The organism is Mycobacterium senriense (genome assembly GCF_019668465.1).
Classification (GTDB): Bacteria; Actinomycetota; Actinomycetes; order Mycobacteriales; family Mycobacteriaceae; genus Mycobacterium; species Mycobacterium senriense.
Genome location: NZ_AP024828.1, coordinates 414,434 through 428,318, shown reverse-complemented (window position 1 = coordinate 428,318; position 13,885 = coordinate 414,434). Strand labels below are relative to the sequence as shown.

The window sequence follows — 13,885 nt, the reverse complement described above, 5'->3', positions numbered from 1 at the left end:
CTAGCTCTGATGGTGGCGACCCGCTTCGCCCGGCTGCGCCACGCTTGCGATCGCCACGGCCCGCCGCCGTTTGGCGGCGTCGCGCCGTTCGCTGAGCCATAGCCGCAGGTTGTGCGCCATCGCGCGGCCGATGATCCGCGGCGGCGGAACCAAATAGAGGCTGTCGAGCAGCGAGAACCGTCGCAGAAACCATTCCGCCAGAACGGGTTCGGTCTCCGCGGCGCCCAGGAACTGATCGAACAGGCCACCTGAGGGCCGCCACCACCAGGGGATCGGCCCCTTGGTGCCGGCATGGTGGAACGTGACGTCAGCGATCGCGTTCATCATCCACACCGGGAAGGTGCTCTTTGCGGTGGCCCGATTCAGTTCCGCGGCAACCCGATCGTCGGGGAACTGCAGCGCGCGCCGCAGATGCGCGGCCTGCAGCGAGGTCATCGTCATGCCCTGGCCGAAGGTGGGATTGAAGCTGGCCACCGCGTCGCCGAAGGCGATGATGCCGGCCGGCAGGCGGTCCAGCTTGTCGTAGCGCCGCCACTTGCTGGCCGGGAAGGCGTGAAACGCCGGGTCGCCCAGCGGCTCGGCCCGCATCAGCGCGGCGTGGAAGTGGGAGGGCAGCAGCCGCCGGGCCAACTCCAGCATCTCCGGAAACGTCCTCGGCGGTTTGGCGTTTGCCACGCCGAATGTGGTCAGCACCCAGGTGCGGTCCTCGTAGCACAGCATGCCCAGCCCCAGCGACTGGTCATGGGAAGCGCCGGCGACCACCACCTTCTCGGCGATCAGCCCATCGGGGATGGCGAACCGCTGGGTGGCGTAATGAATGCCGATGTCCACCGCCTGCTCGACCGGGCGCTCGAATCCCCAATCCGTCAGCCACGCCGGCAGCCGGGTCCCGCGGCCGGCCGCGTCGACGACGAGGTCCGCGGCGACGAACTCCGGGTCGTCGCCGTCGGGGCCGGCGGAATCCAGCAGCACGCCGGTCACCCGTTGCCGCGCGCGGTCGAACCGGGGCTCGGCCACCGAGCGGCGCGCCACGGTGACGTTGTCAAGGTTGCGAACCCTTTTGCGCAACTGCCATTCCAGGTGCGGACGGCTGGGCACATAAGCGGTGAACTCGTCGCGCAGGGTCTGCCCGGTGCCCAGCACGTGACCCGCGGCGCCCAGGTGAATGCAGTCGGGCCGGTTCTCGAGTTTGAGCACGCCGGCGTCCACCATGTCGTCCAGCAGGCCCGGGAAAAGGTCCTCGAATTCGTTGGCCCCGCGGGCCATCAGCATGTGCAGGTGCCGGTCCTGGGGCACCGTCGCCCGGTTCGCCGGTTCGGCCGGTAACTCGTCGCGCTCATAGATCGTCACCCGCGTATACGAATCGGACAGCACCCGCGCCGCGCAAAGACCGGCGATGCTGCCCCCGATGACCACGGCATGGTCTCTGGCCGTTGCTGTGCTGTCCGGCATTCGCGGAGAGTACCCAGTACTGTGACGGACCAATGGTGCGTTGGGAAAGGGCGAATGCATGGCCAATCGATGGCGGACCAAGTCGATCGAGCAATCAATCGCCGATACCGACGAGCCGGGCACCAAGCTACGCAAGGAACTGACCTGGCGGGACCTGGTCGTCTTCGGCGTCGCGGTGGTGATCGGCGCCGGTATTTTCACGGTCACCGCGTCGACGACGGGCGACATCACCGGCCCGGCGATCTGGGTGTCGTTCGTGATCGCGGCGGGCACCTGCGCGCTGGCCGCGCTGTGTTACGCCGAGTTCGCCTCGATGCTGCCGGTGGCCGGTAGCGCCTACACCTTCTCCTACGCCACCTTCGGCGAGTTCCTGGCCTGGATCATCGGCTGGAACCTGGTGCTGGAATTGGCGATCGGCGCGGCCGTGGTGGCCAAGGGCTGGTCGAGCTACCTGGGCACGGTGTTCGGATTCGCGGGCGGCACGGCCAACTTCGGCTCGGCCCAGGTGGACTGGGGGGCGCTGGTGATCGTCGTGGGAGTGGCGACCCTGATCGCGCTGGGCACCAAGTTGTCGTCCAGGTTCTCCGCGGTGGTCACCGCGATCAAGGTGTCGGTCGTGCTCTTCGTGGTGGTGGTCGGCGTCTTCTACATCAAGCGCGCCAACTACTCGCCGTTCATCCCCAAGGCGGAAGCCGGGAGCGAGGCCAAGGGCATCGATCAGTCCGTCCTGTCGTTGCTGACCGGCGCGCACAGCAGCCACTACGGCTGGTACGGCGTGTTGGCGGGGGCGTCCATCGTGTTCTTCGCGTTCGTCGGGTTCGACATCGTGGCCACCATGGCCGAGGAGACCAAGAACCCACAGCGCGACGTGCCGCGGGGAATTCTGGCGTCGCTGGGCATCGTGACCCTGCTGTATGTCGCGGTCGCGATCGTGCTGTCCGGCATGGTGTCCTACACCCAACTCAAGACCGTCCCGGGCGCCGGTCAGGCGAACCTGGCCACCGCCTTCACCGCGAACGGCATCCACTGGGCGAGCAAGATCATTTCCATCGGCGCGCTGGCCGGACTGACCACCGTGGTGATGGTGCTGATGCTCGGCCAGTGCCGGGTCCTGTTCGCCATGGCGCGCGACGGGCTGTTGCCGCGGTCGCTGGCCAAGACGGGCTCGCATGGGACCCCGGTGCGGATCACCGTGCTGGTCGCCGTGGTGGTTGCCGTGACGGCATCGGTGTTTCCCATCACCAAGCTCGAGGAGATGGTGAACGTCGGGACCCTGTTCGCCTTCGTCTTGGTCTCGGCCGGCGTGATGGTCCTGCGCCGGACCCGGCCCGACCTGGAGCGCGGTTTCACGGTGCCGTGGGTGCCGTTGCTCCCCATTGCCGCGATCGCCGCATGCCTGTGGCTGATGCTCAACCTCACCGCGCTCACCTGGGTACGGTTCGGCGTGTGGCTGGTGGTCGGCACGGCGATCTACGCCGGCTACGGCTACTGGCACTCGGTGCAGGGCCGACGGGGGGAGGGGGAGACCGAACACGGCGAAGCTCTCGAGGCCGACCCGCGCAGCCCGGTGCCCTAGCCACGCGCTTTACAAACTAGCGTCCTTTGTCTAGACAGAAGACGCGAAGGTCGGTATTGTCCAACCTCAACGTGGTGTGACTCACAAGGAGGTTTGGCATATGACCACATTCGAACCGCAACTGAACCGGGAATCCGAGCCGCTCGCCTGGCGGGACAAGAAGCGCCGCCTGTGGCTGATGGGGCTGATCGCCCCGACGGCGTTGTTCGTGATGCTGCCGCTGATGTGGGGCCTGAACCGGCTGGGCTGGCACGCCGCCGCGCAGGTGCCGCTGTGGATCGGGCCGATCCTGCTCTGGGTCCTGCTGCCGATCCTCGACCTGCGTTTCGGGCCCGACGGGCAGAACCCGCCCGACGAGGTCATGGAGCGGCTGGAGAACGACAAGTACTACCGCTACTGCACCTACGTCTACATCCCGTTCCAGTACCTCAGCGTCATCTTCGGCGCCTACCTGTTCACCGCCTCGAACCTGAGCTGGCTCGGCTTCGACGGCGCGCTCAGCTGGGCGGGCAAGCTCGGGCTGGCGCTGTCGGTGGGCGTGCTCGGCGGCGTCGGCATCAACACCGCCCACGAGATGGGCCACAAGAAGGACTCGCTGGAGCGCTGGCTGTCCAAGATCACCCTGGCGCAGACCTGCTACGGGCACTTCTACATCGAGCACAACCGCGGCCACCACGTGCGGGTCGCCACCCCGGAAGACCCCGCGTCGGCGCGCTTCGGTGAGACCTTCTGGGAGTTCTTGCCGCGCAGCGTGTTCGGCAGCCTGCGCTCGTCGCTGCGGCTGGAGGCGCAACGGATCCGCCGGCAGGGCGCCAGCCCGTGGCACCCCAAGACGTACGCGTCCAACGACGTCCTCAACGCCTGGCTGCTGTCGGTGGTGCTGTGGGGGGCGCTGATCGCGATCTTCGGCCCGGCGCTGATCCCCTTCGTGATCATCCAGGCGGTCTTCGGCTTCAGCCTGCTGGAATCGGTGAACTACCTGGAGCACTACGGCCTGCTTCGGCAGAAGAATTCGAGCGGGCGCTACGAGCGCTGCACCCCGGTGCACAGCTGGAACTCCGACCACGTGGTGACCAACCTGTTCCTCTACCACCTGCAGCGGCACAGCGACCATCACGCCAACCCGACCCGGCGCTACCAGACGCTGCGCAGCATGGAGGGCGCGCCCAACCTGCCGAGCGGCTACGCGTCGATGATCTCGCTCACCTACTTCCCGCCGCTGTGGCGCAAGGTGATGGATCACCGGGTGCTGGCGCACTACGACGGCGACATCACCCGGGTCAATGTGCAACCCAGGCTGCGCGAGAAGCTGCTGGCACGCTACGGGGCCCCGCAGGCGGGTGCGGCGTGAGCGCATATCGCTGCCCCGGCTGCGACTACACCTACGACGAAGCGAAAGGCGCACCGCGGGAAGGGTTTCCCGCGGGCACGCCCTTCGCGGACATCCCCGAAGACTGGTGCTGCCCCGATTGCGCGGTGCTCGAGAAGGCCGATTTCGAAACGATAGGAGCGAATCGATGAGCGACGACTTCAAACTCTTCATCTGCGTGCAGTGCGGATTCGAGTACGACGAGGCCAAGGGCTGGCCGGAAGACGGCATCGCCCCCGGCACCCGGTGGGACGACATCCCCGAGGACTGGAGTTGCCCGGATTGCGGTGCGGCCAAGACCGACTTCGAGATGGTGGAGATCGCCCGTTCGTGATCGCAGTCAACGCTGCCGAGCAGGCCGACGTGCGCGAAAAAACCGATTCCGGGGCCCGAGCCGCTATTGTCGCGCCTGTGAAGCGGATGCCCTACGCCGAAGCGTCGCGTGCCCTGCTGCGCGACTCGGTGCTGGACGCGATGCGCGATCTGCTGCTGACCCGGGACTGGTCGGCCGTCACCCTGTCCGACGTGGCGCGCGCCGCGGGCATCAGCCGGCAGACGATCTACAACGAGTTCGGTTCCCGGCAGGGCCTGGCGCAGGGGTACGGCCTGCGCCTGGCCGACCGGCTGGTCGACGCCGTCAACGCCGCGCTGGAAGCCAACGTCGGCAACATCTTTCAGGCGTTCCTGCAGGGCTTCCGCGACCTGTTCACGGAGTTGTCGGCGGACCCGCTGGTGATCTCGCTGCTCACCGGCGTGGCCAAGCCGGACCTGTTGCAGCTCATCACCACCGACAGCGCCCCCATCATCAACCGCGCCTCCGAACGGCTGACCACGGCGCTGACCCACAGCTGGGTGGCCACCAGCGACGAGGACGCCGGGGTGCTGGCGCGGGCCATCGTGCGGCTGGCGCTGAGCTACGTGTCGATGCCGCCGGAGGCGGACCATGACGTGGCGGCCGATCTGGCCCGGTTGATGACGCCGTTCGCCGAGCGTCACGGCGTCATCAACGTTCCCTGACCCGCGAGGCGCGGCTGCCCGCGACTACAGTGGCGCAAGAACATACCTAAGCTAAATACCGCTTGGATCCGAGCGAGCCGAAAAAGGAAGAACACGTTATGACGACGACCGAAAACGCACTGACCCCCGACGTCCGAAACGGCATCGATTTCAAGGTCGCCGATCTGTCGTTGGCGGACTACGGTCGCCGGGACATCGAGCTCTCGGAGCAGGAGATGCCGGGTCTGATGTCGCTGCGCCGCGAGTACCACGACGTGCAGCCGCTCAAGGGCGCGCGCATCTCGGGTTCGCTGCACATGACCGTGCAGACCGCGGTGCTGATCGAGACCCTCGTCGCGCTGGGTGCTGAGGTGCGCTGGGCTTCCTGCAACATCTTCTCCACCCAGGACCACGCCGCGGCCGCGGTGGTGGTGGGCCCGCACGGCACCCCGCAGGAGCCCAAGGGTGTTCCGGTGTACGCGTGGAAGGGCGAGACGCTCGAGGAGTACTGGTGGGCGGCCGAGCAGGTGCTGACCTGGCCCGGCGAGCCGGCCAACATGATCCTGGACGATGGCGGTGACGCCACCATGCTGGTGCTGCGTGGCGCGCAGTACGAGAAGGCCGGTGTGGTGCCGCCGGATGAGGAAGACGACTCGGCCGAGCATCGGGTGTTTTTGAACCTGCTGCGCAAGCGGTTCGAGACCGACAAGGACAAGTGGACCAAGATCGCCGCATCGATCAAGGGCGTCTCTGAGGAGACCACCACCGGTGTGCTGCGGCTCTATCAGTTCGCTGCCGCCGGTGACCTGGCGTTCCCGGCGATCAACGTCAACGACTCGGTCACCAAGAGCAAGTTCGACAACAAGTACGGCTGCCGGCACTCGTTGATCGATGGCATCAACCGCGGCACCGACGTGCTGATCGGCGGCAAGAAGGTGCTGATCTGCGGCTACGGCGACGTCGGAAAGGGCTCCGCCGAATCGGTGGCCGGCCAGGGCGCGCGGGTGACCGTCACCGAGATCGACCCGATCAACGCCCTGCAGGCGCTGATGGAGGGCTTCGACGTCAAGCGGGTGGAGGACGTGATCGGCGAGGCCGACATCATCATCACCACCACCGGCAACAAGGACATCATCACCCTCGAGCACATGAAGGCGATGAAGGACAAGGCGATCCTGGGCAACATCGGCCACTTCGACAACGAGATCCAGGTGGCCCGGCTGGAGAAGTCCGGCGCCACCAAGACGAACATCCGCCCGCAGGTCGACCTGTGGACGTTCCCGGACACCGGCAAGTCGATCATCCTGCTGTCCGAAGGCCGGCTGCTGAACCTAGGTAACGCCACCGGCCACCCGTCGTTCGTGATGAGCAACAGCTTCTCCAACCAGGTCATCGCGCAGATCGAGCTGTGGACCAAGAACGACGAGTACGACAACGAGGTCTACCGGCTGCCCAAGCACCTGGACGAGAAGGTGGCGCGCATCCACGTCGAGGCCCTCGGCGGCGAGCTGACCAAGCTCACCAAGGAGCAGGCCGAGTACATCGGCGTCGACGTCGACGGCCCCTACAAGGCCGACCACTACCGCTACTGAGCCGCCCGGCCGCCGAGTGTCGCGCCAGCGGGGCGCTCGGCGGCGATAGGCTCGCGCCGTGCTGATCGCGATCGAGGGCATCGACGGCGCCGGCAAGCGGACGCTGACGGACAAGCTTCGCAACCTTTTTCATGCGGACGGCAAGTCGGTGGCCATGCTTGCCTTCCCGCGCTACGGGCGATCGGTGGCGGCCGACATCGCCGCCGAGGCCCTGCACGGCGAGCACGGTGACCTCGCGTCGTCGGTCTATGCGATGGCGACGCTCTTCGCGCTGGACCGTGCCGGGGCGGTCGACGAAATCGATGCGCTGCGCCGCGAGCACGACGTGGTGATCATGGATCGCTACGTCGCCTCCAACGCGGCCTATACCGCCGCACGTCTGCACCAGGATGCGACCGGGCCGGCCGTGGAATGGATACACGACCTGGAGTACCGGCGGCTCGGGCTGCCCGCGCCCGACTGGCAGGTGCTACTCGCGGTGACGGCCGAGCTGGCCGGGCAGCGCGCCCGGAGCCGGGCCGAGGCCGATCCGGGCCGTGCGCGCGACAGCTACGAACGCGACGACGGGCTGCAGCAACGCACCGCGGCGGTCTACGCCCAACTGGCCGCCGCGGGCTGGGGTGGTCGGTGGCTGAGCGTCGACGCGGACGTCGATCCGGGCCGGCTGGCCGCCGCGTTGACCGGCTCCGAGGGCGCCCAGGCGGCGCGGGACTGATCCGCCGGGGCGGCCGAAACACCGAATTTCACGGCATTTGCATCCAAAATTGGCCATCGGGCCACGAAACGCCCGTGTGGCGCCCCAAGTTTGTCCCGATCTGGTGACACCATGGACTCCATGAGGCAAAGGATTCTCGTCGTCGATGACGACGCTTCGCTCGCCGAGATGTTGACCATCGTGTTGCGGGGTGAGGGTTTCGACACTGCGGTCATCGGTGACGGCACCCAGGCCCTGACTGCGGTGCGCGAGCTGCGCCCCGATCTGGTGTTGTTGGACCTGATGCTGCCCGGCATGAACGGCATCGACGTGTGCCGGGTGTTGCGCGCCGATTCCGGCGTGCCGATCGTGATGCTGACCGCCAAGACCGACACCGTCGACGTGGTCCTGGGCCTCGAGTCGGGTGCCGACGACTACATCATGAAGCCGTTCAAGCCGAAGGAGCTGGTGGCCCGGGTGCGGGCGCGGCTGCGGCGCAACGACGACGAGCCCGCCGAGATGCTGTCCATCGCCGACGTCGAGATCGACGTGCCGGCGCACAAGGTCACGCGCAACGGCGAGCAGATCTCCCTGACACCGCTGGAATTCGACTTGCTGGTGGCGTTGGCGCGCAAACCGCGGCAGGTGTTTACTCGTGATGTGCTGCTCGAACAGGTGTGGGGCTATCGTCACCCGGCGGATACCCGCCTGGTGAACGTGCACGTCCAGCGTCTGCGCGCCAAGGTTGAGAAAGACCCTGAAAACCCGACCGTAGTGTTGACCGTTCGAGGAGTGGGTTACAAGGCCGGACCTCCGTGACCGGCGGCGACGTTGTAAAGCGTCGCGTTAGGGAGGAGCACCTGCAGTGATCTGGGGTTCCCGGCGACGCACTCGAAGCCGCTGGGGACGCTCCGGCCCCATGACTCGTGGCATGGGCGCGGTGAGTCGCGCCGTGGCCATTGCGTGGCGGCGCTCGCTGCAGCTGCGGGTGGTGGCGCTGACCCTGGGGCTGTCCCTGGCGGTCATTTTGGCGCTCGGCTTCGTATTGACCAGTCAGGTCACCAATCGCGTGCTCGACGTCAAGGTAAAGGCCGCCATCGAGCAGATCGAGCGGGCACGCACCACGGTGGGCGGGATCGTCAACGGCGAAGAGGCGCGCTCGTTGGACAGCAGCCTGCAGCTGGCGCGCAACACGCTGACCTCCAAGACCGACCCGGCCTCCGGTGCGGGGATGGCCGGCGCCTTCGACGCGGTGCTGATGGTGCCCGGCGACGGCCCGCGCGCCGCGACCACCGCCGGGCCCGTCGACCAGGTGCCCGGTTCCCTGCGCGGCTTCGTCAAGGCGGGCCAGGCGTCCTACCAGTACGCCACCGTGCACACCGACGGGTTCTCCGGGCCCGCGCTGATCGTCGGCACGCCGGCGTCGTCTCAGGTGGCCAACCTGGAGCTGTACCTGATCTTCCCGCTGAAGAACGAGCAGGCCACCATCCAGCTGGTGCGCGGCACCATGATCACCGGCGGCGCGGTGCTGCTGGTGCTGCTGGCCGGGATCGCGTTGCTGGTGTCGCGGCAGGTGGTGGTGCCGGTGCGGTCGGCGTCGCGCATCGCCGAGCGGTTCGCCGAAGGGCACCTGTCCGAACGCATGCCGGTGCGCGGCGAGGACGACATGGCACGGCTGGCCATGTCGTTCAACGACATGGCCGAGAGCCTGTCGCGCCAGATCACCCAGCTGGAGGAGTTCGGTAATCTGCAGCGCCGCTTCACTTCTGACGTGAGCCACGAACTGCGCACCCCGTTGACCACGGTGCGGATGGCGGCCGACCTGATCTATGACCACAGCGCCGACCTGGACCCGACGCTGGCGCGCTCCACCGAGCTGATGGTCAACGAGCTGGACCGGTTCGAGTCGCTGCTCAACGACCTGCTCGAAATCTCCCGGCACGACGCCGGTGTCGCCGAGCTGTCCGTCGAGGCGGTCGACCTGCGCACCACGGTGCAGAGCGCGCTGGGCAACGTGGGACACCTGGCCGAGGACGCCGGCATCGAGCTGAAGGTGGACCTGCCGACCGAAGAGGTGATCGCCGAGGTCGACACCCGCCGGGTGGAGCGCATCCTGCGCAACCTGATCGCCAACGCCATCGACCACGCCGAGCACAAGCCCGTGAAGATCCGGATGGCCGCCGACGAGGACACGGTCGCCGTCACGGTCCGCGACTACGGTGTCGGGCTGCGACCGGGTGAGGAGAAGCTGGTGTTCAGCCGGTTCTGGCGGGCCGACCCCTCGCGGGTTCGCCGCTCCGGCGGTACCGGCCTGGGCCTGGCGATCAGCATCGAGGACGCGCGCCTGCACCAGGGCCGGCTGGAGGCGTGGGGCGAGCCCGGCGACGGCTCGTGCTTCCGGCTGACGCTGCCGCTGGTGCGCGGCCACAAAGTGACCACCAGCCCGCTGCCCATGAAGCCGATCCCGCAACCCGCCCCGACCGGCCCGCAGCACGCCAAAGACCGTCAGCGCCAGCGTGAGCACGCCGAGAGGGCCCTGTGATGCGGCGGTTTCTTCCCCTGCTGATGCTGGCCATGCTGCTCGCCGGCTGCGCGGGGGTGCCCAGCTCGTCGGCGCCGCAGGCCATCGGCACCGTCGAGCGGCCCGCGCCGTCGAACCTGCCCAAGCCCACCCCGGGCATGGACCCCGACGTGCTGCTGCGCGAATTCCTCAAGGCCACAGCCGATCCCGCGAACCGGCACCTGGCCGCCCGCCAGTTCCTCACCCAGTCGGCGTCCAACGCCTGGGACGACGCCGGTAGCGCGCTGCTGATCGACCACGTCGTGTTCGTCGAAACCCGTGCGGCCGAACGGGTTTCGACGACCATGCGGGCGGACGTGCTGGGCTCGCTGTCCGACATGGGCGTGTTCGAGACCGCCGAGGGCGTGCTGCCCGACCCCGGGCCGATCGAATTGGTCAAGACCTCGGGCGGCTGGCGCATCGACCGGCTGCCCAACGGCGTCTTCCTGGACTGGCAGCAGTTCCAGTCCACCTACAAACGCAACACGCTCTACTTCGCCGACCCGACCGGCAAGACGGTGGTTCCTGACCCGCGTTACGTCGCGGTGCCCGACCACGACCAGTTGGCCACCGAGCTGATCTCCAAGCTGATCGGCGGACCGCGGCCCGAGATGGCGCACACGGTCCGCAATCTGCTCGCCCCGCCGCTGCGGCTGCGCGGGCCGGTGACCCGGGCCGACGGCGGCAAGAGCGGCATCGGGCGCGGTTACGGCGGGGCGCGCGTCGACCTGGAGAAGCTGTCCACCACCGATCCGCACAGCCGGCAATTGCTTGCGGCGCAAATCATTTGGACACTGGCCAGGGCCGACATCCGGGGCCCGTACGTGATCAGCGCCGACGGTGCGCCGCTGGACGACCGGTTCCGCGACGGGTGGACCACCTCCGACGTCGCGGCCACCGATCCCGGCGCGGCCGACGGCGCGGGCGCGGGGCTGCACGCCCTGGTGAACGGCTCGCTGGTGTCCCTGGACGGCCAGCACACCGTGATGGTGCCCGGCGCGTTCGGACGGGTGGGGGACCAGACCGGCGCCGCGCTGTCGCGGACCGGCCGGCAGGTGGCGTCGGTGGTGACGCTGCACCGCGGCGCCCCGGACATGGCGGCGTCCCTGTGGATCGGTGACCTCGGCCAGGAAGCCGTGCAGGCCGCCGACGGGCACAACCTGTCGCGGCCCACCTGGTCGCTGGACGACGTGGTCTGGGTGGTGGTCGACGGCAACAACGTGCTGCGGGCCATCCAGGAGCCGGCCTCCGGGCAACCCGCGCGCCTTCCGGTGGATTCGGTGGCGGTGGCCACCCGGTTCCCGGGCCCGATCACCGACCTGCAGCTGTCCCGCGACAGCACCCGCGCCGCGATGGTGATCGGCGGCCAGGTGATTCTCGCCAGCGTCGAGCAGACCCAGGCCGGGCAGTACGCCCTGACCTTCCCGCGCCGGCTCGGTTTCGGGTTGGGCAATTCGGTGGTGTCGCTGTCGTGGCGGACCGGCGACGACATCGTGGTGACGCGCACCGACGCCAGCCATCCGGTCTCCTACGTGAACATCGACGGGGTGAACTCGGATGCTCCGCCGCACGGTTTGCAGATGCCGGTGACGACGGTGGCCGCCAACCCGTCGACGGCCTACGTCGCGGGTCCCCAAGGGGTGCTGCAGTATTCGCCGTCGGCCGACGGTCAGCAGGGCTGGTCGGAAGTGCCCGGGCTGACGGTGCCCGGGGCGGCCCCGGTGCTGCCCGGGTAGTGGCGATCGCCAGCGTGGCGAAGCCGGGCGCAGCGGGTCGCCACCATGGGGTGTAGTGGCGATCGCCAGCGCGGCGAAGCCGGGCGCAGCGGGTCACCACCATCGGGTGGCGATCGCCAGCGAGGCGAAGCCGGGCGCAGCGGGTCGCCACCATCGGGCTGATATCGCTCAGGTGTCACACCCGACCGCCACACTGGCGCCATGCTCGACCTGTTCCTGCCGGCCGAATGCGGTGGCTGCGGGGCGCCGTCGACCCGTTGGTGCGACGCGTGCGCCGGCGAGCTGTCGGTGGCCGCCGACCAGCCGCATGTGGTGAACCCGCGCATCGACCCTGGAGTCCCGGTGTTCGCGCTCGGCCGCTACGCCAACGCCCGTCGGCACGCGATCCTGGCACTCAAGGAGCAGGGCCGCGCCGACCTCGTCTACCCGCTGGCGCACGCCCTGGCCGTCGGCGTGCACCGCCTGTTGTGGTGGGGGATCGTGCCGACACCGCTGACGGTCGTGCCCGCACCGACCCGGCGCTCGGCCGCACGCCGGCGCGGCGGTGATCCCGTCGCCCGGTTGGCGCGCGCCGCGGTGGCGCGGCATCCGGACATCACGGTCGCGCCGGTCTTGCGGCTCAAGGCGCTGACGCGTGACTCGGTGGGGCTGGGCAGCGCCGCGCGCGAGCGCAACGTCGCCGGCCGGGTGGTGCTGCGCGGTGAGCCGCCGCGCACCGAAGTCATGGTCGTCGACGACATCGTCACCACCGGCGCGACGGCGCGAGAGTCGGTGCGGATCCTGCACGCCGCCGGGCTTCGGGTCGCCGCGGTGCTCGCGATCGCCGCGGTGTGAATGGGTTCGGCTACACCGAACCCATGAACGAGCCAAGAGGATGTGAAGAACTCGCAACAGCTCGACCAAATTAGTGGCATCGGCAGGCGAACACGAGCTAACGTCGAGAACAACGAAGAACGACTCATCGGTCTGACTCACTGGTCGCCAAATTTCCAGGTGAGACCCATCCGCGGGAAGGGGTGAGTAATCGACACCTTGCTCCGGCGGGCAGCCTGCGGCGGTAGCCAGTCTCGAACCGCTCCCACCTCGTCGGTGCATTAAGCACTCGGGCACGCAGGGCGCGTGTGACGTGAAGAGAGAAACGAGTTGTCACGTATGTCAAGGCTATCCGTGGATTCCGGTCAGATTCTGGACCAACCGCCCGTCCCCGATGGGCAAGCCCAACCGACAACCACCGCCGACGTTGTGTTCAAGGGCCGCAACGTAGAAATCCCCGATCATTACCGTCTGTACGTCTCGCAAAAACTCGCCCGTCTCGAGCGGTTGGATCGCTCCATTTATCTTTTCGATGTCGAGCTCAAGCACGCGCCCAATCGGCGTCAGCGCAAATCCTGTCAGCGCGTCGAGATCACCGCCCGCGGCCGCGGCCCGGTGACCCGGGCAGAGGCATGTGCCAACAGTTTCTACGCGGCCTTCGAGTCCGCGGTCGACAAGCTGGAGAACCGGCTGCGCCGCGTGAAGGATCGCCGCAAGGTTCACTACGGGGACAAGACCCCGGTGTCACTGGCCGCCGCGACCGCGGTGGTGCCACCCGCCCCGCAGCCCCCGCCGGCCGAGCACGCTGCCCCGGCCGAAGGCGCCGATACCGACCACGAACCCGGACGGATCGTGCGGACCAAGGAGCACCCGGCCACGCCGATGACGGTCGACGACGCGCTCTACGAGATGGAGCTCGTCGGACACGACTTCTTCTTGTTCCACGACAAGCAGACCGAGCGGCCCTGCGTGGTCTACCGTCGGCACGCCTACGACTACGGGCTGATCAGGCTCTCCTGAACGGGGTCCTCGGGCGGCGACCCGCTGCGCGGCGTTGCCGCGCTTGCGATCGCCGCTACGGCGGTACCCACGGGCTC

At 68.3% G+C, this 13,885-nt stretch carries 13 protein-coding genes; 12 read left to right on the top strand and 1 reads right to left on the bottom strand.

The annotated features are described in order from the left end of the window. Positions 1–1,416 (bottom strand): FAD-dependent oxidoreductase, encoded by a 1,416-nt coding sequence (locus MTY59_RS02080; RefSeq protein ID WP_221046215.1) that lies wholly within the window; start codon positions 1,414–1,416, stop codon positions 1–3. Between the two features lie 94 nt (positions 1,417–1,510). Between MTY59_RS02080 and MTY59_RS02075 the strand changes: the two genes are divergently transcribed. From MTY59_RS02075 to hpf, 12 genes are all read left to right on the top strand, one after another. Continuing rightward, the gene (locus tag MTY59_RS02075) at positions 1,511–3,028 is read left to right on the top strand and encodes an amino acid permease (protein WP_221044204.1); all 1,518 of its coding nucleotides are present in this window, start codon (positions 1,511–1,513) and stop codon (positions 3,026–3,028) included. A gap of 100 nt (positions 3,029–3,128) precedes the next feature. Next, a complete protein-coding gene (locus tag MTY59_RS02070) occupies positions 3,129–4,379 on the top strand; it encodes an alkane 1-monooxygenase (protein ID WP_221044203.1) in 1,251 nt (416 codons plus the stop codon). Then, positions 4,376–4,549 carry a rubredoxin gene (locus tag MTY59_RS02065; RefSeq protein WP_076055937.1) on the top strand — a complete coding sequence of 58 codons (174 nt, stop codon included), beginning with the start codon at positions 4,376–4,378 and terminating at the stop codon, positions 4,547–4,549. Before MTY59_RS02070 ends, MTY59_RS02065 begins: the two co-directional genes overlap by 4 nt. Further along, positions 4,546–4,731 carry a rubredoxin gene (locus MTY59_RS02060; protein ID WP_067104206.1) on the top strand — a complete coding sequence of 62 codons (186 nt, stop codon included), beginning with the start codon at positions 4,546–4,548 and terminating at the stop codon, positions 4,729–4,731. The genes MTY59_RS02065 and MTY59_RS02060 overlap by 4 nt, the downstream gene beginning before the upstream one ends. 86 nt (positions 4,732–4,817) lie before the next feature. After that, positions 4,818–5,414 carry a TetR family transcriptional regulator AlkX gene (alkX, locus tag MTY59_RS02055; protein ID WP_221046214.1) on the top strand — a complete coding sequence of 199 codons (597 nt, stop codon included), beginning with the start codon at positions 4,818–4,820 and terminating at the stop codon, positions 5,412–5,414. A gap of 98 nt (positions 5,415–5,512) precedes the next feature. After that, entirely contained in the window at positions 5,513–6,985 is a 1,473-nt protein-coding gene (gene ahcY, locus MTY59_RS02050; protein ID WP_221044202.1) for an adenosylhomocysteinase, read from the top strand. Positions 6,986–7,043: 58 nt separating this feature from the next. Continuing rightward, positions 7,044–7,700, top strand: a complete 657-nt coding sequence (locus MTY59_RS02045; RefSeq protein ID WP_221044201.1) for a dTMP kinase — start codon at positions 7,044–7,046, stop codon at positions 7,698–7,700. 111 nt (positions 7,701–7,811) lie between these two features. After that, positions 7,812–8,498 carry a two-component system response regulator MtrA gene (mtrA, locus tag MTY59_RS02040; RefSeq protein ID WP_007168097.1) on the top strand — a complete coding sequence of 229 codons (687 nt, stop codon included), beginning with the start codon at positions 7,812–7,814 and terminating at the stop codon, positions 8,496–8,498. Between the two features lie 46 nt (positions 8,499–8,544). Continuing rightward, on the top strand, positions 8,545–10,221 hold the full coding sequence (gene mtrB, locus MTY59_RS02035; RefSeq protein WP_221044200.1) for an MtrAB system histidine kinase MtrB: 1,677 nt from the start codon (positions 8,545–8,547) through the stop codon (positions 10,219–10,221). Further along, positions 10,221–11,975, top strand: a complete 1,755-nt coding sequence (gene lpqB, locus MTY59_RS02030) for an MtrAB system accessory lipoprotein LpqB (protein WP_221044199.1) — start codon at positions 10,221–10,223, stop codon at positions 11,973–11,975. The genes mtrB and lpqB overlap by 1 nt, the downstream gene beginning before the upstream one ends. A 201-nt stretch (positions 11,976–12,176) precedes the next feature. Continuing rightward, a complete protein-coding gene (locus MTY59_RS02020; RefSeq protein WP_221044198.1) occupies positions 12,177–12,809 on the top strand; it encodes a ComF family protein in 633 nt (210 codons plus the stop codon). Positions 12,810–13,142: 333 nt separating this feature from the next. Then, positions 13,143–13,808, top strand: a complete 666-nt coding sequence (gene hpf, locus MTY59_RS02015; RefSeq protein ID WP_221046213.1) for a ribosome hibernation-promoting factor, HPF/YfiA family — start codon at positions 13,143–13,145, stop codon at positions 13,806–13,808. The last annotated feature ends 77 nt before the right edge of the window (positions 13,809–13,885 follow it).

Bases quoted from the DNA above. Each gene is read 5' to 3' on its own strand.
- MTY59_RS02075 (WP_221044204.1), top strand. From the start codon at position 1,511: ATGGCCAATCGATGGCGGACCAAGTCGATCGAGCAATCAATCGCCGAT.
- MTY59_RS02070 (WP_221044203.1), top strand. From the start codon at position 3,129: ATGACCACATTCGAACCGCAACTGAACCGGGAATCCGAGCCGCTCGCC.
- mtrA (WP_007168097.1), top strand. From the start codon at position 7,812: ATGGACTCCATGAGGCAAAGGATTCTCGTCGTCGATGACGACGCTTCG.
- ahcY (WP_221044202.1), top strand. From the start codon at position 5,513: ATGACGACGACCGAAAACGCACTGACCCCCGACGTCCGAAACGGCATC.
- MTY59_RS02060 (WP_067104206.1), top strand. From the start codon at position 4,546: ATGAGCGACGACTTCAAACTCTTCATCTGCGTGCAGTGCGGATTCGAG.
- lpqB (WP_221044199.1), top strand. From the start codon at position 10,221: ATGCGGCGGTTTCTTCCCCTGCTGATGCTGGCCATGCTGCTCGCCGGC.
- alkX (WP_221046214.1), top strand. From the start codon at position 4,818: ATGCCCTACGCCGAAGCGTCGCGTGCCCTGCTGCGCGACTCGGTGCTG.
- MTY59_RS02020 (WP_221044198.1), top strand. From the start codon at position 12,177: ATGCTCGACCTGTTCCTGCCGGCCGAATGCGGTGGCTGCGGGGCGCCG.